The organism is Luteipulveratus mongoliensis, from assembly GCF_001190945.1.
Taxonomy (GTDB): domain Bacteria; phylum Actinomycetota; class Actinomycetes; order Actinomycetales; family Dermatophilaceae; genus Luteipulveratus; species Luteipulveratus mongoliensis.
The window spans coordinates 4,279,322-4,301,589 of sequence record NZ_CP011112.1 but is presented as its reverse complement, the minus strand read 5'-3'; the positions used below and the strand labels follow the sequence as shown (position 1 = coordinate 4,301,589).

Here is a 22,268-nt window from a genome sequence, read left to right as displayed (position 1 = left end):
ACGCCTCCGGTGCTTGGGTCGAGTAGGCGAGGAACGAGCCGTATCGAGACCCGCTCCGGCTACTCGACCGGCGATGTGGCCTACAGGCGGCGGACGTCGAGGTTGGTCTCGACGGCTGCTCCTCCGTCGCCGCTGGGCTCGACGCGGTAGGCGCCCTTGCCGTCGATCTCGCTGACCGCTTCGACGAGTTCGGTTCCGCGGTAAAGGAGTCCGACGCCGTCGTCGGTCGCGAAGCCGGCCGGCAGCGTGCCGTCGCCGACCAGTCGCTGGAACAACGGCCGTCGCTCGGCCTCGGAGTCGTAGTGGACCCCGTTGCTGTACGGCAGGAACGCCAGCCCGTTGGTCACGGGACGCAGCTGCGGGCCGAACGAGTCCGTCGTACCGCCGATGTGCCAGCAGATCGACCCCGCCGAGACGCCCGTCAGGACCACGCCGGCCTCCCACGCAGCACGCATCGCCTCGTCCACGCCGTGCAGCCGCCACATCGCGAGCAAACCGGCGACGCTCCCACCACCGACCCAGATGACGTCCTGCGCCAGCAGGTGCGCGGTGATGTCCTCGACGTTGGGCATCGCGAACAGCTGCAGGTGCGACGGCTCGTAGCCTGCGACCTGCGCGGCGCCGTAGAACAGCGTCAGGTAGTCGGGCGCGTCACCACCGGCGGTCGGGAGGAAGCACACCTTCGGTGCGCGTCCGGTCACCCCGGCGAGCTCGACGGCGTACGTCGTCAGCTCGCTGAACTCCCACCCCGTCCGTACGCCGCGCTTGATGCCACCCGAGGTGGCCAGGATCGTCGGTTGCTCAGCGGTCATGGTCGCCAGTCTGGCGCGTGGCCTGCACTACCCCGCCGAAAGGTGCACTGCCCGAGGCGGATGACTGGTCATCTCACCGGGGGAAGTGACCATATGAGCGGGGTTGTCGCAGACTCAGGCGGGCCGCGCGTACCAGTACTCGTGGTGGGTCACGAAACCCATCGACCGGTAGAGCGCCACCGCAGCCTCGTTGTCCGCAGACACCTGGAGGTACGTCGATCGGGCGCCTCGGGCGACCGCCTCGCGACCCGCGGCGGTCATGACCGCACGGGCCAGGCCCTGTCGGCGAGCGGCGGGCTGCACATGCACCCCGAACACGCCGGCCCACCCGGAGGTGAACGCCACGCGCCCGATGGCGGTGACCGGGCCGTCCGGCGCCACCGTCAGGAAACGCTGGTGCGGAATGAGGTCGAGGACATCGCGGAACGTCTGCTCGTGCTGCTGCTCGCGTGCTGTGGTGCCCGAGAACCACCGGTCGTCGATCGTGCCGCGCGCCTCGACCGGGGTCTGGGGTGCGGGCTGGGCAGCCAGATCGGCTGACGCGGCTGTCATCACGAGCGTCTTCTGGAACACCCGCCAGCCGTGCTCGACCGCCCACGCACCGATCTCGTCGGCCGCAGGATCGAACCCGACCGGCCCGAAGAGCTGCACCAGCGGCGGCCGGCCGCGATCGGCGTACCACCGCACGACAGCGACCATCGCGTCATCCAGGGGAGCGCCAGGGTCGCCGAGCGGGAGCACCGAGTTGGCACGTCCCGTGTAGCCGTTGGCCATACGCAGCAGCCACCGGCCGAGCCACTCCTGCTCGATGCCCGGCATGCCTCCGACCATGAGCTCTTGCAGGTCGCCCATCGAGATCGCGAGATGCGGTCGGCCGCGCCGAGCAGGCGGGGGAGGGACCTCCTTGGCCGCAACCACGTCGCGGCGTCGTACGACGACGTCCCCGGCTCGGGTGCGTACGGTCAGGGTCGCCTCATCGGCCTCGACCAGCGGACCGAGGCGGTCGGTGAGGCCTCCTTCGGGCAGGCGGGACCGCACCACGATCCGCATTCCGACACGGAGAGGTGCGGTGAGGTCAGGCTGGTTAGGGTCGGGGTTCATTGCCTCGGCATACTAGGCAGCAGGACCTGGCCATCGCGCCGCACCATCAGCAGGAGGACCGACCCCCATGACCTACGTCATTGCTCAGCCGTGCGTCGATCTCAAGGACAAGGCGTGCATCGAGGAATGTCCGGTCGACTGCATCTACGAAGGCGAGCGGTCGCTCTACATCCACCCCGACGAGTGCGTCGACTGTGGTGCGTGTGAGCCCGTGTGCCCCGTAGAGGCGATCTACTACGAGGACGACACTCCTGAGGAGTGGGCCGACTACTACAAGGCCAACGTCGAGTTCTTCGACGACCTCGGCAGCCCCGGCGGTGCGGCCAAGCTCGGCATGATCAAGAAGGATCACCCGATCATCTCTGCGCTGCCCCCGCAAGAGCACGACGAGTAATCTGCGCGGGTGCCTCTCTCGCTTCCTGACTTCCCCTGGAACTCGCTCGCGGAGGCGAAGGCCACCGCGCAGCAGCACCCGGACGGCATCGTCGACCTCTCGGTCGGTACGCCGGTCGACCCGACCCCACAGATCCTGCGGGAGGCGTTGACCGAGGCTTCGGACGCGCCTGGCTACCCGCAGGTCTACGGCACGCCTGATCTTCGCGAGGCGGTGGCCGCGTGGTTCGCCCGACGCCGCAATGCCGGTGCGGTTGATCCCGACGGTGTGCTCCCGACGATCGGGAGCAAGGAGCTGGTCGCGTGGTTGCCGACGCTGCTCGGTCTGAGCGCGGGCGACACGGTCGCCTTCCCATCGGTGGCCTACCCCACCTACGACGTCGGCGCGCGCATCGCGGGTGCGACGCCGCGGCCGATGGACAACCTGCTGGAGATGGGGCCGCAGAGCCCAAAACTGTTGTGGCTCAACACTCCTAGCAATCCGACCGGTCAGGTTCTGGGTGTCGAGCACCTCGCCAAGGTCGTCGACTGGGCGCGCAGCCGCGGCGTGATCGTCGCCAGTGACGAGTGCTACGCCGAGCTCGACTGGCGCGCGTCGCCTGAAGGTCTGACCACGCCGAGCATCCTGGACGACCGGGTCTGCGGTGGCAGCCAAGAGGGACTGCTCGCGGTCTACTCGCTGTCCAAGCAGTCCAACCTCGCCGGCTACCGTGCCGCGTTCGCCGCGGGCGACCCTGAGCTCGTACGCCGCCTGGTCGAGGTCCGTAAGCACGCCGGCATGATCGTGCCCTGGCCCGTCCAACGCGTGCTGCGCATCGCGGTCGGCGACGACCAGCACGTCGCCGAGCAGAAGCAGCGGTACGCCGCCCGCCGGACGATGCTGCGTACGGCCCTGGAGTCGACCGGCTGGCGTATCGATCACAGCGACGCCGGTCTCTACCTCTGGTCCACGCGCGACGAGCCGTGCCGGGAGACGATCGCCTGGTTGGCCCAGCGCGGGATCCTGGCTGCGCCCGGTGACTTCTACGGCGCACCCGGGGCACGGCACGTACGGATCGCGCTGACGGCCACCGACGAAAGAATCAATGCGGCTGTGACACGCCTCACGCAGACTTGACGTGACGTCAAAAACCGGTCTCCACCCCATCAGGGGCGATTGCTTGGACGTCGTGACCCTGGGGTAACGTCGTCCGGGCTGACTTCCCGGCGATGACGCCGGCATACAGGAGGACGGACAGCACATGACAAACGAGGGCACCGCCACTTTCAAGGCGGGCGACAAGGAGCTCGAGTTCCCACTGCTCCCGGCAACCGAGGGCAACGCGGGTTACGACATCTCCTCCCTGATGAAGGAGACGGGCAACACCACGCTCGATGTGGGCTTCGTCAACACGGCGTCATGCCAGTCCGCGATCACCTACATCGACGGTGACGCTGGCATCCTGCGCTACCGCGGCTATCCGATCGATCAGCTGGCCAAGAGCTCGAGCTTCCTCGAGGTCTCCTACCTGCTGATCTACGGCGAGCTGCCGACCACTGCCGAGCTGGAGGAGTTCACCTCCCGCATCCACCGGCACACCATGCTGCACGAGGACCTGAAGGACCTGCTCGCGGCGTTCCCGCGCGATGCACACCCCATGTCGGTGCTGTCGGCGGCGGTCTCGGCGCTCGGCACCTTCTACCAAGACTCCTTGTCGATCACCGACAAGGACCAGGTCGAGCTGTCGACCATGCGACTGCTGGCCAAGCTGCCGACGATCGCGGCCTATGCGCATAAGAAGAGCCAGGGCCAGCCGACGCTCTACCCTGACAACCGTCTGGACCTGGTGTCCAACTTCCTGCGCATGACGTTCGGTGTGCCGGCAGAGGACTTCGAGGTCGACCCGATCGTCGCCAAGGCGCTCGACCAGCTCTTCATCCTGCACGCCGACCACGAGCAGAACTGCTCCACGTCGACGGTGCGACTGGTTGGCTCCGGCCACGCGCATCTGTTCGCCTCGATCTCCGCGGGCATCCACGCGCTGTCCGGCCCGCTGCACGGCGGCGCCAACTCGGCCGTGCTGGAGATGCTGGGTCACATCCAGGCCGGGGACGACGACGTCGACACCTTCATGAACAAGGTGAAGAACAAGGAAGACGGCGTCAAGCTCATGGGCTTCGGGCACCGGGTCTACAAGAACTACGACCCGCGTGCGGCCATCGTCAAGGACACCGCGCACGAGGTGCTCCAGAAGTTGGGCGTCAACGACCCGCAGCTCGAGATCGCGATGCGCCTCGAGGAGATCGCCCTCAAGGACGACTACTTCGTCGAGCGCAAGCTTTACCCCAATGTCGACTTCTACACCGGTCTGATCTACAAGGCCATGGGCTTCCCGACCGAGATGTTCACGGTCCTGTTCGCCATCGGTCGTCTGCCGGGCTGGATCGCCCAGTGGCGCGAGATGATGGAGGACCCGGCCACCAAGATCGGTCGGCCGCGTCAGCTCTACATCGGCGAGGCCGAGCGTCAGTTCGTCGGCATCGACAAGCGCTGACCCACGTCGTACGCAAGAGGGCCCTCACCCGCCTGGGTGAGGGCCTTCTTCCGTCGTACGCCTTCACTCAGAGGAACGGCACGCCGAAGTCGGTGCAGGAGGGCTGGAAGCTCTTCGGTCCGTCCTCGAGCGCGTTGAGCGTCATCTGGAGGGTCGGCCCGTCGTTGAAGAGCCCGATGTGACCGGCCTGGTCCCAGGGGCACTTGTTCTGGAGCACGATGTTGTTGACGTCCGGAGCCGACAGCGTCTGGGTCGTGTACGGCGTGACCACGGTGTCCCGCTTCGTCGAGATGACGGTGTACTTCGGCCCGGCCGGCATGTCGCTGCTGCCGTTCGGGAACAGCTCCTTGGTGTAGTCGCTGCTGGTGGTCTGGTCGATGACACCCGGGAACTGCCCGACGTTGGAGAGGCCGGTGACGAAGCCCATGAGTCCCAGGCTGTTGGCGAGCGTCGCGATGCCGTTGAGGCTCGTCCCACGCCCTGAGGGCGCCCAGCCGACGAAGTGCGCCGTCTTGCTCGCGCCGCCCATCTTCTTGATCCACCAGGTCGGGACACTGCCGCCCTGGGAGTGGCCGATGATGTCGACCTTGGAGGCTCCGGTCGAGGCGAGCACCTTGGTGACGAAGGCATCCAGCTCGCCGGCCGAGCCCTTGATGGCGCCGAGGCCACCCACGCGACCGAACGATGTCGCGGTCATCCCGTAGTTCATGGCGAACGTGCAGTAGCCCTCGTTCTTCAGCCTGGGGCCGGCCTTCACGAAGTTGGCGCCGATGTTGAAGAACGTCCCGGGCAGCAGGATCACCGGGTGCGGGTGCTCGGCCGTGGGCTTGCAGCTCCAGTCGTTGGCCCCGGCGGTCGCGTTGGGAGCGAACGCATAGTTGTAGAGCGCCGCCGGCACGCCCTGCTCGGGGAGGTCGGCCGCATGGGCCGGGGTCGCCGTCGCGGCCACCAGGCCCGCCGACACCCCGATCGCGGCGAGTCCGAAGGCGGTCTTTCGGCGCAGGCGTGGGGTTCGAGACACGGGAGACCTCCGTCTGGGGCCCGCCACGAGAGGCGGACAGTGTGACGTAGGTTACTGACGCGTACGTAACCTATGTGAGGTACGTCACGAGAAGTCGTTCCGAGCCGTTCCGCCTCAGGCGAGCTCGATCCGTACGGTCTTGGCGTTGGAGGCCGGGTCCTTGGCCTCGTGCCAGCGCCATCCGGGCCGACCGCGCTCGCGCCGCCACTCCTGGTCGCCGACCGTGACGCGGGTGACGCCGTCCGCCTCGGCATGCGTCACGGCCCAGCTCCCGACGGCCCACGCGTTGGTCTCGCTGGACACCGTGGTGGTCAGCGCTCGGTCCGCGACCTTGGCGCGCGCACCGGTCTGTGCTCGCAGCTTGTCGACCATCGTGGCCGGCTCGGTCGAGCTGGTCGCCTTGTCGAGGCGGCAGCCGACACCGCCCGGCACCTGACCTGAGAGCACCTGGGTGATGATGCGCCCCTCACTCTCGTGATCGGCGTACGCATCGGGGTGCCCGCTGCGCTGCACCTCCTGGGCGACCTCGGTCAGCGGACGATCGCGCCAGCCGTCGATCTTGACCAGGTGCTCGTAGAACTGGCGGCTTGAGTAGACCGGATCCTTGATCTGCTCCTCGGTGCCCCATCCCTGGCTGGGCCGCTGCTGGAACAGGCCCAGCGAGTCGCGGTCGCCATAGGTCAGGTTGCGCAGCTTGGACTCCTGGATCGAGGTCGTCACCGCGATGTGCGCAGCCTGCACCGGGAGCTTGTCCAACGTGACGGCCACGGTCGTGATCGTCGACGCGTTCGCCGCCTGCTCGGGATCCTTCTTCGCCTCCCGGTCGCCGTCGACCATGCGACACGTCTGACCGCCGAAGAAGTTCTCGAGGTGCTGGTAGGCGACGTAACCGCCGTAGCCGACACCCGCCACCGCGACGATCGGGATCAGGCACCCGGCCGTACGCCGCCATGGGCCTCGCGGGCCGTGCTCCTCGAAGTCGAAACCGTCATCGCGCCAGCGCTCGCCGTCGTGGAGATCGTCCACCTCGTGCGGATCGCGCGCGCGTCGCCTAGAGAACAACGGTGATCGCTCCGTCTGAGTCAGTCATTGGCATGCAGGGCCTCGTTGAGCGCGATGCCCTGGCCCTTGCGTGAACGGCATTCGACCACGCCGGTCGTCGAGTTGCGGATGAAGAGCATGCCGGCGCGGCCCGAGAGCTCCTTGGCCTTCACGACGGTGCCGTCCTCAAGGGTGACCTTGGTGCCGGCGGTGACGTAGAGACCGGCCTCGACGACGCAGTCGTCGCCGAGCGCGATACCGACCCCCGCCTGGGCGCCGATCAGGCAGCGCTCACCGATGGAGACCCGCTCGGTGCCGCCGCCGGACAGGGTGCCCATGATCGACGCGCCGCCTCCGATGTCGGAGCCATCGCCGACGACGACGCCCTGGACGATGCGCCCCTCGACCATCGAGGTGCCGAGCGTGCCGGCGTTGAAGTTGCAGAAGCCCTCGTGCATGACGGTGGTGCCGGACGCGAGGTGCGCGCCGAGCCGAACGCGATCGGCGTCGGCGATGCGCACACCGCTCGGGACGACGTAGTCGGTCATCCGTGGGAACTTGTCGACCCCGTAGACATGGACCGGTGTGTTCTGGCTCAGCCGCAGCCGGGTTCGCTCGAAGTCCTCGACGGCGCACGGGCCATGGTTGGTCCAGACGACGTTGTTGAGGACGCCGAACAGTCCGTCGAGATTGACGGTGTTGGGCTGGACCAGTCGATGAGAGAGCAGGTGCAGTCGCAGGTAGGCGTCCGGCACGGTGGCCGGGGCTGCATCGAGGTCGATCTCGGTGTGCACCACTCGAGTGCGTACGCCTCGGCGCGGGTCCTCCCGCACGTGCGCGGAGAGTTCGGCAGGAGCGGCGTACGGGCTGTCGCCGGACGGTGAGGTGCCGAGCGCAGGAGTGGGGAACCAGGTGTCCAGGATCTGCCCGGACTTCGTCTCGGTCGCCAGGCCGAAGCCCCAGGCGCTGCGCTCGGATGTCATGCGCCCAGGGTAGGCGGGACGTCCGGTCGCGGGCGACACGGCTCGGTCCGTGAGCGGTCGGCCGCGGGGACGGCTAGGACCAGCGCGGGTCGCGACCGGTCCAGGCGACGAGCTGCTCGTACGGACCGGCATCGAGCCCGACTTCCACGACGGCACCGAAGGGGATCTGAGGCAGCGCGCGAGGCGTCGCCGGCAGGATCGTCTGGTACGTCGGGAGGGCCAGCTCGGCGAGTGTCGGATCCAGCTCATCGAGGTGACCGGTTGCGGCGGCCAGGTCCCAGGCGTGAGTGGTGAGCTCGCCGAGGTAGGAGGCGATCGCACCGGCGCCGGTGGTCGTTCCCCACGGCACGGTGGCCTCACGAGCCAGGGTGGCGTCGTCCGCGAGCAGCGGCGCAAGCGCGGTACGACCCTCGGTCCAGTCGGGCAGCCAGCTCGTCGAGGCGACGATGGCCGGCGCCGTAGAGAAGTGCTGACCCGACAGGATCACCGCCAGCCGTCGTACGACGCCCTGCAGGTGGTCGACCAGCGTGCTCACGTCGAACTCGCTGCACGGTGTCGGCAGCGGGGCCTGGTCGGGCGTGACCACCGTCAGGAGGCGCTCGATCTGGTCCAGCGCCAGGTTCAGTGCAGGGCGTAGGTCGGTGTCGGCAATGCGGGTCTCGGTCGTGGACATGTCCATCTCCTGGTGCTCGGTGGCCACCTCGTGTGGCCTCGAGAACCAGTACATCGGGCAAACATGACATCTCCTGTCTGGTTTGTCTGCAATGGTGTGAACCATGCGCGCCGACCGGCTCCTGCGGCTGCTGATGCTGCTCCAACGGCACGGACGCGCGTCGGCGCCCTGGCTTGCAGGTGAGATGGAGGTCAGCACACGCACCGTCCTGCGGGACATGGAAGCGCTGTCGGCGGCCGGCGTCCCGGTCTACACCGAGCGCGGGCGGGGTGGCGGGTGCGTCCTGATGGAGGGCTTCACCACGCAGGCGAGCGGCCTGACGCCCCCAGAGGCGCAGGCTCTGTTCGCGTGGGCCTCTCGCGAGACCACGGCTGATCTCGGTCTGGGTGCCGACCTGACGTCGGCGCTGGCGAAGATCGCGGCGACCGCCCCGGCCCGCGCGTTGGAGGATGCCGAGGCCCTTGGCGGCGTCGTGGTCGCCGACCGGCGTCGCTGGTTCGCGGCGGTCGATGAGGTGCCCTGGTTGCCGGCTCTGCGTGAGGCGGCCACGCAGGGTCGGCGAGTTCGGCTGGCCTACGCCTCCGCCGAGTCCGCGCACCCGTCCGTACGCACTGTGCATCCGGTCGGCATCGTCGACCACTCCGGTCGCTGGTATCTCGTCGCTGAGCATCGTCGCAAGCAGCGGACGTACCGGGTGTCGAGGGTCTCCGCCGTCGAGGTCCTCGACGTGCCCGCCGACCTGGCGGACCGGCGGCCGCTCGCACAGATCTGGGATGAGCTGCGGCGAGCGTTCGAGGGGCGTCTGTCGCCGACCGACGCCGTTGTCCTCGTCGAACCGGCCGCGGCGGGCCCGGTCCGACGTCTCCTGTCCATGCAGCTGGCGCCGGGCTCGGAGATCGAGGTCGAGTCCGGCGCGAGCGACGGCGCCCTGCAGACCTGGCGTCTCACGGTTCGTCAGCCACACGTCCTCGGCGCTGTCGCGGTGCTCATGTCCGCCGACCTCACTGTGGTCGAGCCGCAGTGGTTGATCGCGGACATCGTGGCCGGAGCCGAACGGACCTTGGCGCGGTACGGCCCGAGCACGCCGGCGTAGCCGGGCCGCACCGATAGGTCAGGATGAGGGCCATGGCTTCCCTCGACCTGACCGCCGACGTCGTGACCCTGACCGCTGCTGTGTGTGACATCGAGTCGGTCAGCCATCACGAGGGTGACCTGGCCGACGCCGTGGAGCAGGCGCTGCGCGCGCTCCCGCACCTGGAGGTCGTACGCGATGGCCACTCCGTCGTCGCGCGTACGACGCTCGGTCGCGCCGAGCGTGTCGTCCTCGCCGGCCATCTCGACACGGTGCCTCTGACGGACCCGCCCAACCTGCCCGTACGACGGGAGGGCGGCATGCTCGTGGGACGCGGCACCACTGACATGAAGGGTGGCGTCGCCGTCCAGCTGCGTTTGGCTGCAACGGTTCTCGAGCCCAGTCGTGATGTGACCTACGTCTTCTACGACGCGGAGGAGGTCGAGGACCGCTACAACGGACTCGGCCGTCTCGCGACCACGCACCCGGAGCTGCTGGAAGCCGACTTCGCCGTGCTGCTCGAGCCGACCGACGGCGGTATCGAGGGCGGTTGTAAAGGCACGCTGCGAGTCGACGTCGTCACCAAGGGAGTCGCGGCCCACTCGGCGCGACCCTGGAACGGGCACAACGCGATTCACGACGCGGGCGATGTGCTGGCGAGGCTGTCGGCGTACGAGCCGCGCACGGTGTCAGTCGACGGGCTCGACTATCACGAGGCGCTCAACGCGGTCGGTATCAGCGGCGGCATCGCCGGCAACGTCATCCCCGACGTCTGCACCGTGACGGTCAACTATCGCTTCGCGCCGGACCAGACGGCGGAGCAGGCGCTCGCTCACGTACGCGAGGTCTTCGAGGGCTACGACGTCACGCTCGGCGACACCGCGGACGGGGCACGTCCGGGCCTGGACCGTCCAGTGGCGCAGGCGTTCGTGAAGGCGCTGGACCTGCCGGTCACGGCGAAGCAGGGCTGGACCGACGTCGCCCGCTTCTCCTCGCTCGCGGTGCCGGCGGTCAACTTCGGCCCGGGCGACCCCAACCTGGCCCACACCGACGACGAGCGCTGCCCAGAGCAGCAGATCATCGATGCCGAGGCGGCGCTGCGACGCTGGCTCGAGAGCTGAGAGGGAACCTCATGACGACAGGTAGGGAGTACCGCAAAGGTGCGACGACGTTGCGGGGCACGCAGGTGCCCGGCACCACCACCGACGCACGCCTGCTCGACAACGCCGAGTCGTCCGACTGGCTGCACACCGATCCCTGGCGGGTGCTGCGCATCCAGAGCGAGTTCGTCGAAGGCTTCGGGGCGCTGGCCGAGCTCGGGCGCGCGGTCAGCGTCTTCGGCTCGGCGCGTACGCCGGTGGACAGCCCCTCGTACGCCCTCGGTCAGGAGGTCGGTCGGCTGCTCGTCGAGGCTGGCTACGCGGTGATCACGGGCGGTGGCCCCGGCGCGATGGAGGCGGCCAACAAGGGGGCTGCGGACGCTGGGGGCACCAGCGTCGGCCTCGGGATCGAGCTGCCTTTCGAGAACGGCCTCAATCCCTACGTCAACCTCGGCGTCAACTTCCGCTACTTCTTCGCCCGCAAGACGATGTTCGTCAAGTACGCCGAGGGCTACGTCGTCCTGCCTGGCGGCTTCGGCACCCTCGATGAGCTGTTCGAGGCGATCACCCTCGTCCAGACCCAGAAGGTCACCAGCTTTCCCGTGGTGCTGCTGGGCCAGGAGTTCTGGACGCCGATGATCGACTGGCTGCGCGGCACGCTGCTGGAGCACGGCATGATCAGCGAGGCTGACGTCCAGCGGCTGCACGTGGTTGACAGTCCCGAAGAGGCCGTCGCCCTGATCGTCGCGGCCAACGAGCAGCGGCGGGACGCACAACGACCGGAGTGACCCTGTGACACTCCGGGGTGCGCGACAGGGTCGTGACCTATCCTCGAACCCGTGATCGTGGTCCTCATTGCCCTCCTCGTCGTCGTCATCGGTCTCGCGGCGGCCGCTGCCATCGGGCGCATCCCCGTGACCACCATGGACGAGGCGACCTCCACCACGCCTTTCGAGGACCTTCCCGAAGGCCCGGTGGACGCCGACCACATCGATGGCCTGCGGTTCGACCAGAGCCTGCGCGGCTACCGGATGAACCAGGTCGACGGGGTCCTGGACCGGGTCCGTGACGAGCTCCTCGTGCGCGACCGTGAGATCGAGCGGCTGCGTGGTGAGCTCGAGCAGCACGCCCGGCACGCCGCCGCCGACTGAGCAGGCAACGTGGGTGTCGTCGAGATCGTACGAGAGACACCGGTGCCCGCTGCCCGGCTCTGGGCCGTGGTGACCGACTGGCCTCGTCAAGGCGAGCACGTGCCGTTGACACGCCTTGTCGTGACCGGAGGAGAAGGAGTGGGGCAGGTGGTGGACGCCGTGACCGGAGTCGGCCGAGTGGTCATCCATGACCCGATGCGGGTCGTCGTGTGGTCCCCGCCGACGACGACCGACGCCGGCGTGGTCCGCTTCGAGAAGTTCGGTCGGGTGTTCGGTGGCTCGGCGCAGATCGAGGTCGCGCCGGTCGCCGGTGGATCACGCCTCACCTGGCAGGAGGAGGTCTGGCCGCGACCGGAACGGCTCGGCAGACTGCTCGCTCCGGTAACGGACCGGGCCGCCAAGCTCCTGTTCGGCCGTACGGTCGACCACCTCGTCGCTCGGGCGGTGGCCGGGGCGTGACTTCACCCGACGACGGCCTCGTGATCGGGGCCGACGGCCGACCGCGCTGCGCCTGGGCAGGCTCGACGCCGGACTACCTCGACTATCACGACGACGAGTGGGGTGTGCCGGTCCACGGCGAGTCTCCGCTGTTCGAGCGGATCACTCTCGAAGCCTTCCAGTCCGGGCTCGCGTGGATCACGATCCTGCGCAAGCGCCCCGCCTTCCGCGAGGCGTTCTCCGGATTCGACCCCGAAACCGTTGCGGCGTATGACGACTCGGACGTCGTCCGACTGATGGCCGACGCCGGGATCGTGCGCAACCGACGCAAGATCGAGGCCGCGATCACCAACGCACGCGCCGTCGTACAGCTGCGTGAGGTCGGTGGCCTCGATGAGGTGATCTGGTCGCACCAGCCGTCGTCCCACACACCGCCGCGCACCCTGGCCGACGCCGTCGCCACCACCCCCGAGTCGGTGGCCCTCGCCAAGACGCTCAAGAAGGCCGGCTTCGCCCACGTCGGGCCGACCACGATGTACGCCGCCATGCAGGCCTGCGGACTGGTCGATGACCACCTGGTCGGCTGCTTCCGATCGGAGGCCGGCCGATGACCGCGACCGTGGCGGAGCGCGTCCGTCGCGTCCAGGAGCCGGGCCGGGCGCAGCAGCTGCTGCGCTCCCGCTTCGTGCTGGTGGTGGTGGGGTCCTACGTCGGCTTCCGGCTCCTGTCGGCCGTGCTGATGATCTGGCTCGCCCACCACCAGGTGCCCGAGGGCGTGCCGTTCGGACCCGAGAACGGCCACAGCACGACCTACTGGGACATCAGCCGCATGTGGGACGGCCGTTGGTATCAAACGGTCGTCGACGACGGCTACCCCGACCAGCTGCCTCGCCAGGACGGTGCCCTGCAGCAGAACCCGTGGGCGTTCTACCCGCTGTTCCCGTTGCTCACCAAGGCGTTGATGGCGCTCACCGGACTGTCGTTCGGCGTCGTCGGCTCGCTCCTGTCCCTCGCGCTCGGCACCGCCGCGGCCGGTGTCATGGGAGTGCTGCTGCGTGACCGTGTGGGTCCAGCCATCGCCTTCGCCGCCGTCTGTGTGTACGCCGCCTCGCCGCCCTCCCCGACGCTGCAGATGGCGTACACCGAGTCGTTGGCCATGCTGCTGCTGTGCGGTTTCCTGCTCGCCATCCAGCGCGAGCAGTGGATCGTGGCGATCGGGTTGGCGCTGCTCACCGGCCTCGCCCGACCGATCGCGATCCCGCTGGGTTTCGTCGCGCTGATCGCTGTCATCGTCCGGTGGCGCGCGCGCCGCGAACGACCGCTGGACTCCACCGACTGGACCGGCATGCTCGGCACGCTCGTGGCATGCGGCGTCTCCGGACTGATCTGGCCCGCCATCGCGTGGTGGCAGACCGGCGAGCCCAAGGCGTACACCGACACGATGGGCACCTGGCGCGCAGGTGGTCAGGTCAAGCCGTTCCAGCCGTGGTGGCACAACATGGCGGTCGCACTCGGCGACTTCTGGGGCCGCTTCTGGCTGATCGCCATGATCATCGGGCTGCTGGTCGCGATTCTCGGCCCCTGGGCGCGCGCCCTCGGTCCGGTGCTGCGGGCGTGGGTGCTGGGCTACATGCTCTACCTCGGCGCCGTGCTCGACCCGTGGACCAGCACCTACCGCTACCTGCTCTTCATCTTCCCGCTCGGCGTCGTGCTGATCGGCGGCGGCTGGACGGCCGATGACGAGCGGTCGAAGCAGTACCGCTTCATCGGCCTACGGACCGTCGTCCTGGTGCTGCTCGGTCTCGGCTGGCAGGTCTGGTGGGGCTGGGAGCTGCTGCGCTTCATCCCACCCGCCGACAACCCGATCTAGGTCAACCGCTGGTCGAGTAGCCGGAGCGGGTCTCGATACGGCTCGTTCCTCGCCTACTCGACCCAAAGCAGCGGAGGGGTATTGAGACCTGGCAACCGCGCGCACCTGGTCTCGATACGGCTCGCCCTGGGAGCTCGCCTACTCGACCAGCGATCGGCCTACCGGCCGTGGAAGGTCGGCTTCTCCTTGGCGAGGAAGGAGTCGACAGCGTCAGCGTGGTCCTGCGTCTTGCCGGTGAGAGTCATCAGCTCGCCCTCGTTCGCGAGTGACTCGGCCAGGTCGTGGGAGGCGGAGAAGTCGACCGCCCGGCGTACGGACCCGTACGCAACGGTCGGCCCAGCCGCGAGGGTGGTCGCCAGCTGGCGGACCGTCGCCTCGAGCTCCGCGGCAGGTACGACCTGGGTCGCCAGCCCGAGCTCCAGCGCCTCGTCCGCCTTGACCGTGCGCGGCATCAGCAGCAGCTCCTTGGCCTTGGCCGTGCCGACCAGCCGGGGGAGCGTCCAGGACGAGCCGGTGTCGCAGGACAGGGCAATACCGGTGAACGCCAGGTTGAACCCCGCGGTGTCGGCCACGATCCGCAGGTCACAGGCGAACGCCATGGACGCACCCGCGCCGGCGGCCACGCCGTTGACGGCCGCGATGACGGGCTTGTTCATGGTGGCCAGCAGCAGGGCGATTGGGTTGTAATGCTCCCGCACCGTCCTGAACAGGTCGTCCGACTGCGCCTTGAGCAGCCCGACGTGCTCCTTGAGGTCCTGCCCGACGCAGAACGCCCGGCCCGACCCGGTCAGCACGACGACGCGTACCTCGGCGTCCTCGGCCACCTCCTGCAGGGCCGCGAGCAACGCCTCCTTGGTGGCCACGTTCAGCGAGTTCATGGCGTCGGGACGGTTGAGCTGCACGGTGGCGACACCGGCGTCGCGGGTCACCAGGACAGGGGCGTCGGACATCGTGGCTCCTTGAGGGCTCGGATCAGTCGCTCGACTCTAGAGCGGCGTGGGGGACGCCGATCACATCAGGGTCGCCGCGCAAGCAGCCGTCCACAAACGCCCCGGCGGCCGGGCGCAGCTCACGGGTCAGCTCATCGAAACGGGCTGCCGCGGCATGACCGGGCCAGTCGTTGGGCAGCACCTCCGGTGGTAGCCCCGGATCGCGGAACAGGAACTTGCGCCACTCGTGCACCAGCTCGGTGCGGACGGCGAACGCCTCACGCGGCCGACGCGGCAGGTCCGCGACCGCAGAGGTGACGAGGTCCGCCCAGCCCACGAAGTCGTCGTACGCCGCCGCCAGCTCTCGCAGATCCCACAGCTCCTCGGCGAGCGCCGCCCCATCACCGTCGAAGCTGGCCTCGAACGATCGCGAGGCCTGACCCTCCAGGGCGGACTCGAGCTCGTCGCTGGTCCGCGGCCCTACCCAGGTGTCGGGCGCCATCCGGGCGAAGCCGAGGTAGCCCAGGGAGGCGCTGATCCGGTCGCGGCGGCTACGGTCGGACACGTGCTCGCACACCAGGACGTGCCAACGGCCGTCCCAGGTGGGCGGGGAGGTCCGGTAGATGCGGTCCCAGGCCGATGCCAGCCGTCGGGTTGCGCGTGGTGTGGTCGCATAACCTCGGACACCGTGGCGCTCGTCGGCCTCGAGCCAGCCCTCCCGGGAGAGGCGTGACACGGCCGTACGAACGGCCGGTGCACCGACGTCGACGGCGTCCAGCAGGCGTACGACGGAGGCGATCGGAGCCCAACCACCCCGGGACGCGAGGTGGTCGCCGTAGAGGTCGAACACGGCGGATCGGGCGTGCATGCTCGACAGTCTGCCTCAGCACCACGACAAAGCCGGTTGCGCGGGGATTTCCCCCTGGCGTCGCGGGAGGAGATAATAGGTCAGCACTTGAGCGCATCAGCTGGACGGCCAGCAGTCGACCCCCGCGTGGTGGTGCGTTCAGAGACATGCAAGCCACGCGATGCGAAAGGGAGTTCCCATGGCGGCGATGAAGCCCAGGACCGGCGACGGTCCCCTCGAGGTCACCAAGGAGGGCCGCAGCATCCTGCTGCGTATGCCCCTCGAAGGTGGCGGGCGACTGGTGGTCGAGATGAACGCCGAGGAGGCTGCCGCTCTCGGTGACGCCATCAAGGGCTGTATCGGCTGATCACGTACTGCTCGTACTGCTGGCCCCGGACGCGACTCGCGTCCGGGGCCAGCGGCATGTCGGGTGTCTAGCGCTTGACGGCGGTGAGGAGCCCGTCACCGACGGGCAGCAGCGAGACCACGAGTCCGTCCCGGTCGCGCAGCTCCTTGCCGAGGTCGCGCAGCACGACCGTCGTCTCGTCCCGGACCGCCGGGTCGGCCACGCGGTCGTGCCACAGCATGTTGTCGATGGCCATCACGCCGCCGGACCGCAGCAGTCGCAGCGCTTGCTCGACGTACTGCGGGTACTCCGGCTTGTCGCCGTCGACCAGCACCAGGTCGTACGCGCCGTCGGCCAGCCGGGGGAGCACGTCCAGGGCGCTCCCGGAGATCGCCCGGGTGCGCTGCGAGGCGATGCCGGCAGAGGCGTACGCCTGCTTGGCGGCTCGTTGGTGCTCGGGGTCGATGTCGATGGTCGTCAGGACACCGTCCGTCGGCATACCTCGCAGCATCCACAGCCCGGAGGTGCCGGCTCCCGTGCCGATCTCGACGACGGCGCGCGCTCCGACGGTCGCGGCCAGCAAGGCCAGGGCGGCGCCGGTGCCGGCCGACACCGGTGTGCACCCGAGCTCAGCACCACGACGACGGGCTGCCTCGATGACCTCGGACTCCTGGGGGAACTCCTCGGTATAGGCCCACGTTGCAGGCTTCATGGTGCTCATGGCCCCGACTGTAGCCGCGCCACCGACCCACGGCGCTGCCCCAGGCTCCGCCCAGGAAATGTCCAGGTTCGCCGACCACAGTGGTGACAGGAGGCCAAGGTGTCTCCAGCGACGCGGGGGCGTCGCGACTAGAAGAGGTGAGACCATGAGCGATCAGTCAGGACCAACCGGAAGCGTCGCTGTCGGCGTGCGTCCGCCCCGGACCGAGGTACCCGACCAGGCACCGCCCGGGTGGGAGCCGCCGACCTGGGAAGAGATCGTCACCGAGCACTCCGCGCGCGTCTACCGACTGGCGTACCGGCTGACCGGCAACGTCCACGACGCCGAGGACCTGACCCACGACGTCTTCGTCCGCGTGTTCCGCTCGTTGCACTCCTACCGCCCCGGCACCTTCGAGGGCTGGTTGCACCGCATCACCACCAACGTCTTCCTCGACAAGATGCGCCGCAAGCAGCGCATCCGCTTCGACGCGCTCGCCGACGACGCCGCGGCCCGGCTGCCCAGCCGTGAGGCGGGTCCCGAGCAGCAGTACGCCGACACCCACTTCGACGACGACGTCCAGCGTGCGCTCGACGCCCTCGCTCCGGAGTTCCGTGCCGCAGTCGTGCTGTGCGACATCGAGGGACTGTCGTACGACGAGATCGCCACCACGCTCGGCATCAAGCTCGGCACGGTGCGCTCGCGGATCCACCGCGGTCGCGCCCAGCTGCGTGAGGCCCTGGCCCACCGCGCGCCGGAGCGCACCCGCGAGGTGCGTACGCCGGTCACCTCAGGCGCGGGACTCAGCACAGGACGAGTGGTGTCCGGGACACACTGATGACTGTGCGCGCTCGTCACCTCGGAGAGGCGGTCCACGACTACGTGGACGGTCTCCTCGATGCTGACCAGACCCTGTGGGTCGAGCGCCACCTTCTCGTGTGCTCGATGTGCTGCTGGCAGGTCGAGCAGGAACGCGCACTCGTCCAGAGCCTGCGCGCCTTCCGCCCGGACCCCAGCCGGCAGCAGGACCTGGTCGCAGGTCTGCTCGGCCTGGCCGAGCACACCCCGATGCCCCCGGTGGCTCCCCGTCGCACCCCGACTCTCGTGACCTGGGACGCCCCGCCGCAGTACCAGTCCGTGCGGCATCCGGTGCTGTGCGCTCTGGTCGCCGTGGCCGGTTGCGTCGGCGTTGCGCTCGTCGTGGCCAACGTCCCGACCCGGGTCCAGTCCACCGCGAGCTTCACGCCGTCGCCCGCCAACGTGCGCGTCGCCGGCACGCCACGCTCCGTGGTGCCCATCGGTTCGAACGTCGTCCCCGCCGCGATCGCGCGGGCCGAACGAGATGCCGAGGACTCGATCGACGCGCCGGATGCACAGCCGTTGGTGCTGCGTGCCTCCCTCCGGGTGCCGTGACGCTCTGAGCACTGCGGCACACTTCTCCTCATGACCGAACACGGCAGCAGTCCGGCCGGTGGCCCTCCCGAGTCGACGCAACCGCTCGACCTCGAGCGGACGGAGACCGTTCGGTTGACTCCTGGCCCGGGTGCCGGCGCGAGCCCGGCGGGCGTACGCCAGCCGCCGCCTGGTCTCGGGGCGCAGCAGCCGTACGCCCCGGTCTCCGGGCCGCAGCCGCCTCACCAGGGGCCTGGCGGCCCCATCCCTCCTTATCGGCCGGCTGGGCCGCCGTTCGGTGCGCCTCAGCTCGTGCCGCCGGGGCCTCCGCAGCCGCCACGTCGGCGTACGGGCGTGCTCGTCGCGTCAGCGATCGGACTCGCGCTGCTGGCCGGCGCGGCGGGTGGCGTCAGCGGCTACGCACTAGGTCAGCAGGATGACGAACCGCAGACGCAGGCGTCCGGCTCGGCCGGCTCAGGTGTCGCGCCGATCGCCAGGTCCGTGCTGCCCAGCGTCGTCACGCTGGAGGTGACCGATGCGGGCGAGGACTCCGGTGGCACCGGGTCCGGCTTCGTGACGCGGCAGGACGGCTACATCGTCACCAACAACCACGTGGTTCAGGCGGGTGGCGACCAGGGCAAGATCAAGGTGCTCTTTCCGGACGGCTCCCAGGTGGACGGCAAGCTCGTCGGCCGGGACGCGTCGTACGACCTTGCCGTGGTCAAGGTCAACCGGACCGGCCTCGCGGCGGTGACGTTCGGGGAGTCCAAGGCGGTGGCCGTGGGTGACCCGGTGATCGCGGTCGGTTCGCCGCTCGGCCTCGACAGCACGGTGACGACCGGCATCATCAGCGCGCTCAACCGGCCGGTCTCACCCGGCGGCTCCGAGGACCAGCGGTCCTACATCAACGCCATCCAGACGGACGCGGCGATCAACCCGGGCAACTCGGGCGGTCCGCTGCTCGACGGTCACGGTCAGGTCGTCGGCGTCAACACCGCGATCGCTCGCGTGCCGGGCAGCAAGGCCACCGAGGGCGGCAACATCGGGCTGGGCTTCGCGATCCCGTCCGACCAGGCTCGGCGGACCGTGGATCAGCTCATCAGCAAGGGCAAGGCTGAGCACCCGATCATCGGAGCGTTCGTGGACTCGGGCTACACCGGCGAGGGCGCCAAGCTCGCCGGCAGCAACGGCGAGCCGGCGGTGCGGGCGGGCGGACCCGCAGCGAAGGCCGGCCTCAAAGATGGTGACATCATCCTCAAGATCGACGACCTCAAGGTGACCAGCGCCAACCAGCTCATCGTGACCATCCGGGCCAAGCAGGTCGGAGACAAGGTTCGGCTGTTGGTACGGTCCGGGGGCCAGCAACGCACGGTCGACGTGACGCTCGAAGGAGCGACCGGATGATCGCGCCCGACAGCACGGTGAGGGGATAACGGGTGTTCGGGATCAACACCTGGGAGTTCTTCGGACTCCTGGTCCTGGCCATGCTGGTGATCGGCCCCGACCGGCTGCCTGAATACGTCGGCAAGCTGCGCGACTGGATCCGTCAGGCACGAGACATGGCCGAGGGCGCCAAGACTCAGCTGAAGGACCAGATGGGCCCGGAGTTCCAGGACATCGACTGGCAGCAGTACGACCCGCGGCAGTACGACCCGCGCAAGATCGTGCGTCAGGCGTTGTTCGACGAGCCGGCCGATCCGCCGGACGGCGCCGATCCGGTCGCGCCGATCGACGCCGGGTCGGAGTCCGCGCCGCCGGAGATGGCTCAGCCCTTCACCCAGCGTTTCGACCCGGACCGCGACACCCCCTGGGACCTCGACGCCACGTGACACAGCGATCACGCAACGACAGCGATGCCGGGTGAGCCGATGGCTCACCCGGCATCGCTGTTGGTGGGTCAGTCCGCCAGCTCCACGTCGAGCCGATCGGCCCGGGCCCGCCGGCGACCCGGAGCTGCGGCGATCAGCAGTCCGGCGACCGCGACCAGCAGGCACAGGAGCAGACCGGGCCGGTAGTTGTCGAGCATCGCTTCCGCGTTGCCCTTCTCGCCCTCGGCGCCGGAGACCAGCGCCGAGGTGACGGCGAGTACGAGCGCTGCGCCGACCTGGCCGCTGGACTGGATGAGCCCTGCAGCCAGACCCTGCTCCTCATTCCTGATGCCACTGGTGGCCAGCACGTTGATGGCCGGGAAGCCCAACCCGAAACCGACACCCAGCAGGATGACGGACGGCAGGATGTCCGTGGCGTACGCGGGAGTCGTACCGATCCGCAGGAAGAGCGTGTAGCCCACCGCCAGGGCAGCCATCGCAGCGATGACCAGGCGCGGTGCGGTGAACCGCTCGATCAGCGCATCCGCGAACGGTGCGCTCAGAATCACCACGATGCCGGCCGGCAGCAGAGCCATGGCCATCGCCAACGGCGACCAACCCAGCACCGACTGCAGGTAGAGCGTCACGACGAACTGGAAGCTGATGTAGGCCCCGAACAGCACCACGATGCTGACGTTGGCCCGAGCGACCCAGCCCTCGCGCAGGATCCCAAACCTGATGAGCGGGTGCGGGACACGCTGCTCCACCGCTGCGAAGGCCGCGAGCACCGCTGCCGAGAGCACGAAGCCGACGATCGTTCGGGCAGAGCCCCAGCCGGCCTCTGGCGCCGAGACCAGCGTGTAGACCGTCCCGAGCATGCCGGCGGTGAGAGTTGCTGCGCCGAGGACGTCATGGCCGCCCTCCTCGCTGGGTCGGTCGCGCGGGATGTAGCGCATGCCGAGGGCGACTGCGGCCACCGCGAGTGGGACCGAGGCGAGGAAGGTCCACCGCCAGCTGAGCGCGGTCATGAGGCCGCCGACGATCAGGCCGAGGGAGAACCCGCTCGCGCCGAAGGTCGAGTAGATGGAGATGGCCTTGTTGCGTTCTGGGCCCTCCTTGAAGGTCGTCGTGATGATCGAAAAGCCGGTCGGCGCGGTGAAGGCGGCCGCAAGACCCTTGACGAATCGCGAGGCGATCAGCAGCTCGGGGTCGCTGACCAGCCCGCCGACGAGGGAAGCGATCGCGAACACGCTCAGGGCGATGAGGAAGATCCGACGTCGACCGAGGAGGTCGGCGAGCCGGCCGCCGAGGAGCAGCAGGCTGCCGTATCCGAGGACGTAGGCCGAGACGATCCACTGCAGGGACGCGGTGTCCATCGACAGCTCGGTGCCGATCGAGGGCAGCGCGACGCCGACCATCGAGACGTCCAGGCCGTCCAAGGCAAGGACGGTGCAGAGCGTGAGCAGCAGGATCCAGCGGCGTGCAGACCAACGGGCCGGCTCATCGGTAGTGGGGACAGTAGGGGCTTGAGTGAGCTGTGCAGAGGTCACGAGGAGTGACAATAGATGCACGTGCATTCAATGCACAAGCATTTATTGCTCTTGCATGTAAATCGCGTGGCGCCTAGGATGCCGGTGTGCCAACAGCTGATGACGACCACCTCGTCGAGGAGTGGCGCGCCCTTCAGGGCACCTACTTCCGGACCTCGGGCGCGCTTGAGCGCCGGCTCGAGGCGGACTTCGGGATCGGTCTGAGCGAGTTCGAGACGCTCGACCTGACGGACGGTCTCATGAACACCACTGAGGGCAGCCCGTGCGCCATGAAGGACCTGCGCGAGGTCTCCTGTCTCACTCAGAGCGCCCTCTCGCGAGTCGTGGACCGCTTGGAGAAGGCCGGCCTCATCGAGCGCAGCATCTGCGACCAGGACCGTCGGGCCATGTTCGTCCGGCTGACCAGCGCCGGGGTCGACCTTCATCGCGACGCGCAACGCGTTCATCGTGAGCTGCTCCGGGACAACCTCGCGGCAACCAGCTGAGGTTGCCCGATGACGGGAATAC

The 22,268-nt window shown here is 68.9% G+C and carries 26 protein-coding genes; 16 read left to right on the top strand and 10 right to left on the bottom strand.

Features of this window, described 5'->3' with window-relative positions; translation table 11 throughout:
- Positions 1-80: 80 nt before the first annotated feature.
- Entirely contained in the window at positions 81-812 is a 732-nt protein-coding gene (locus VV02_RS20345; RefSeq protein WP_052594519.1) for a Type 1 glutamine amidotransferase-like domain-containing protein, read from the bottom strand.
- A gap of 114 nt (positions 813-926) precedes the next feature.
- The gene (locus VV02_RS20340) at positions 927-1,913 is read right to left on the bottom strand and encodes a GNAT family N-acetyltransferase (RefSeq protein ID WP_083450322.1); all 987 of its coding nucleotides are present in this window, start codon (positions 1,911-1,913) and stop codon (positions 927-929) included.
- A 67-nt stretch (positions 1,914-1,980) separates the two neighbouring features.
- Between VV02_RS20340 and fdxA the strand changes: the two genes are divergently transcribed.
- The 3 genes from fdxA to VV02_RS20325 all read left to right on the top strand — a co-directional run bounded on the left by fdxA (position 1,981) and on the right by VV02_RS20325 (position 4,840).
- Positions 1,981-2,307 (top strand): ferredoxin, encoded by a 327-nt coding sequence (gene fdxA, locus VV02_RS20335; protein WP_052594514.1) that lies wholly within the window; start codon positions 1,981-1,983, stop codon positions 2,305-2,307.
- Between the two features lie 9 nt (positions 2,308-2,316).
- Positions 2,317-3,423 (top strand): succinyldiaminopimelate transaminase, encoded by a 1,107-nt coding sequence (gene dapC, locus VV02_RS20330; RefSeq protein WP_052594512.1) that lies wholly within the window; start codon positions 2,317-2,319, stop codon positions 3,421-3,423.
- 124 nt (positions 3,424-3,547) lie between these two features.
- Positions 3,548-4,840, top strand: a complete 1,293-nt coding sequence (locus tag VV02_RS20325) for a citrate synthase (protein WP_052594510.1) — start codon at positions 3,548-3,550, stop codon at positions 4,838-4,840.
- A gap of 67 nt (positions 4,841-4,907) precedes the next feature.
- Here VV02_RS20325 and VV02_RS20320 read toward each other — a convergent pair whose 3' ends face one another.
- The 4 genes from VV02_RS20320 to VV02_RS20305 form a co-directional block, all read right to left on the bottom strand.
- Entirely contained in the window at positions 4,908-5,861 is a 954-nt protein-coding gene (locus tag VV02_RS20320; protein ID WP_052594508.1) for an esterase/lipase family protein, read from the bottom strand.
- A gap of 114 nt (positions 5,862-5,975) precedes the next feature.
- Positions 5,976-6,887, bottom strand: coding sequence for a hypothetical protein (locus tag VV02_RS20315; RefSeq protein ID WP_052594506.1), 912 nt, complete (start codon positions 6,885-6,887; stop codon positions 5,976-5,978).
- A gap of 56 nt (positions 6,888-6,943) precedes the next feature.
- The gene (dapD, locus tag VV02_RS20310) at positions 6,944-7,885 is read right to left on the bottom strand and encodes a 2,3,4,5-tetrahydropyridine-2,6-dicarboxylate N-succinyltransferase (protein WP_052594501.1); all 942 of its coding nucleotides are present in this window, start codon (positions 7,883-7,885) and stop codon (positions 6,944-6,946) included.
- A 73-nt stretch (positions 7,886-7,958) separates the two neighbouring features.
- Positions 7,959-8,558 carry a TIGR03086 family metal-binding protein gene (locus VV02_RS20305; RefSeq protein ID WP_052597341.1) on the bottom strand — a complete coding sequence of 200 codons (600 nt, stop codon included), beginning with the start codon at positions 8,556-8,558 and terminating at the stop codon, positions 7,959-7,961.
- Between the two features lie 103 nt (positions 8,559-8,661).
- Here VV02_RS20305 and VV02_RS20300 point away from each other — a divergent pair, with 103 nt between their 5' ends.
- Genes VV02_RS20300 through VV02_RS20270 form a run of 7 tightly spaced genes read left to right on the top strand, consistent with a single transcriptional unit; the run spans position 8,662 to position 14,189 of the window.
- A complete protein-coding gene (locus VV02_RS20300; protein WP_052594499.1) occupies positions 8,662-9,651 on the top strand; it encodes a helix-turn-helix transcriptional regulator in 990 nt (329 codons plus the stop codon).
- A 32-nt stretch (positions 9,652-9,683) separates the two neighbouring features.
- Positions 9,684-10,751 (top strand): succinyl-diaminopimelate desuccinylase, encoded by a 1,068-nt coding sequence (dapE, locus tag VV02_RS20295; protein ID WP_157063486.1) that lies wholly within the window; start codon positions 9,684-9,686, stop codon positions 10,749-10,751.
- 11 nt (positions 10,752-10,762) lie between these two features.
- Positions 10,763-11,518 carry an LOG family protein gene (locus VV02_RS20290; RefSeq protein ID WP_052594489.1) on the top strand — a complete coding sequence of 252 codons (756 nt, stop codon included), beginning with the start codon at positions 10,763-10,765 and terminating at the stop codon, positions 11,516-11,518.
- Between the two features lie 51 nt (positions 11,519-11,569).
- Positions 11,570-11,881, top strand: a complete 312-nt coding sequence (locus VV02_RS20285) for a DivIVA domain-containing protein (RefSeq protein WP_052594488.1) — start codon at positions 11,570-11,572, stop codon at positions 11,879-11,881.
- 9 nt (positions 11,882-11,890) lie between these two features.
- Positions 11,891-12,340 (top strand): SRPBCC family protein, encoded by a 450-nt coding sequence (locus tag VV02_RS20280; RefSeq protein WP_052594486.1) that lies wholly within the window; start codon positions 11,891-11,893, stop codon positions 12,338-12,340.
- Positions 12,337-12,930 (top strand): DNA-3-methyladenine glycosylase I, encoded by a 594-nt coding sequence (locus tag VV02_RS20275; protein ID WP_052594484.1) that lies wholly within the window; start codon positions 12,337-12,339, stop codon positions 12,928-12,930. The genes VV02_RS20280 and VV02_RS20275 overlap by 4 nt, the downstream gene beginning before the upstream one ends.
- Positions 12,927-14,189, top strand: a complete 1,263-nt coding sequence (locus tag VV02_RS20270) for a hypothetical protein (protein WP_245633145.1) — start codon at positions 12,927-12,929, stop codon at positions 14,187-14,189. The genes VV02_RS20275 and VV02_RS20270 overlap by 4 nt, the downstream gene beginning before the upstream one ends.
- Positions 14,190-14,347: 158 nt before the next feature.
- Here VV02_RS20270 and VV02_RS20265 read toward each other — a convergent pair whose 3' ends face one another.
- Both VV02_RS20265 and VV02_RS20260 read right to left on the bottom strand, forming a co-directional pair.
- A complete protein-coding gene (locus VV02_RS20265; RefSeq protein WP_052594481.1) occupies positions 14,348-15,139 on the bottom strand; it encodes an enoyl-CoA hydratase/isomerase family protein in 792 nt (263 codons plus the stop codon).
- 22 nt (positions 15,140-15,161) lie between these two features.
- Positions 15,162-15,986: a PaaX family transcriptional regulator gene (locus VV02_RS20260; protein WP_052594479.1), complete on the bottom strand. Its 825-nt coding sequence runs from the start codon at positions 15,984-15,986 to the stop codon at positions 15,162-15,164.
- Positions 15,987-16,164: 178 nt separating this feature from the next.
- On the opposite strand from VV02_RS20260, the gene VV02_RS26150 reads away from it, so the two are divergent.
- Positions 16,165-16,332 carry a DUF3117 domain-containing protein gene (locus tag VV02_RS26150; RefSeq protein ID WP_083450321.1) on the top strand — a complete coding sequence of 56 codons (168 nt, stop codon included), beginning with the start codon at positions 16,165-16,167 and terminating at the stop codon, positions 16,330-16,332.
- A gap of 67 nt (positions 16,333-16,399) precedes the next feature.
- Here VV02_RS26150 and VV02_RS20255 read toward each other — a convergent pair whose 3' ends face one another.
- Positions 16,400-17,032: an O-methyltransferase gene (locus tag VV02_RS20255; RefSeq protein ID WP_052594477.1), complete on the bottom strand. Its 633-nt coding sequence runs from the start codon at positions 17,030-17,032 to the stop codon at positions 16,400-16,402.
- Between the two features lie 145 nt (positions 17,033-17,177).
- Here VV02_RS20255 and sigE point away from each other — a divergent pair, with 145 nt between their 5' ends.
- The 4 genes from sigE to VV02_RS20235 are packed head-to-tail and all read left to right on the top strand — an operon-like array spanning position 17,178 to position 20,232.
- Complete coding sequence (gene sigE, locus VV02_RS20250) at positions 17,178-17,849, top strand: RNA polymerase sigma factor SigE (RefSeq protein WP_083450320.1); 672 nt, start codon at positions 17,178-17,180, stop codon at positions 17,847-17,849.
- On the top strand, positions 17,849-18,424 hold the full coding sequence (locus VV02_RS20245) for an anti-sigma factor family protein (RefSeq protein ID WP_052594475.1): 576 nt from the start codon (positions 17,849-17,851) through the stop codon (positions 18,422-18,424). The genes sigE and VV02_RS20245 overlap by 1 nt, the downstream gene beginning before the upstream one ends.
- 30 nt (positions 18,425-18,454) lie before the next feature.
- Positions 18,455-19,807, top strand: coding sequence for a S1C family serine protease (locus tag VV02_RS20240; RefSeq protein ID WP_083450319.1), 1,353 nt, complete (start codon positions 18,455-18,457; stop codon positions 19,805-19,807).
- Between the two features lie 32 nt (positions 19,808-19,839).
- Positions 19,840-20,232, top strand: coding sequence for a twin-arginine translocase TatA/TatE family subunit (locus tag VV02_RS20235; RefSeq protein WP_245633144.1), 393 nt, complete (start codon positions 19,840-19,842; stop codon positions 20,230-20,232).
- A 68-nt stretch (positions 20,233-20,300) separates the two neighbouring features.
- On the opposite strand, the gene VV02_RS20230 is transcribed toward VV02_RS20235, so the two are convergent.
- Positions 20,301-21,761, bottom strand: coding sequence for an MFS transporter (locus VV02_RS20230; protein WP_052594471.1), 1,461 nt, complete (start codon positions 21,759-21,761; stop codon positions 20,301-20,303).
- Positions 21,762-21,847: 86 nt separating this feature from the next.
- On the opposite strand from VV02_RS20230, the gene VV02_RS20225 reads away from it, so the two are divergent.
- Entirely contained in the window at positions 21,848-22,246 is a 399-nt protein-coding gene (locus VV02_RS20225) for a MarR family winged helix-turn-helix transcriptional regulator (protein ID WP_052594469.1), read from the top strand.
- The last annotated feature ends 22 nt before the right edge of the window (positions 22,247-22,268 follow it).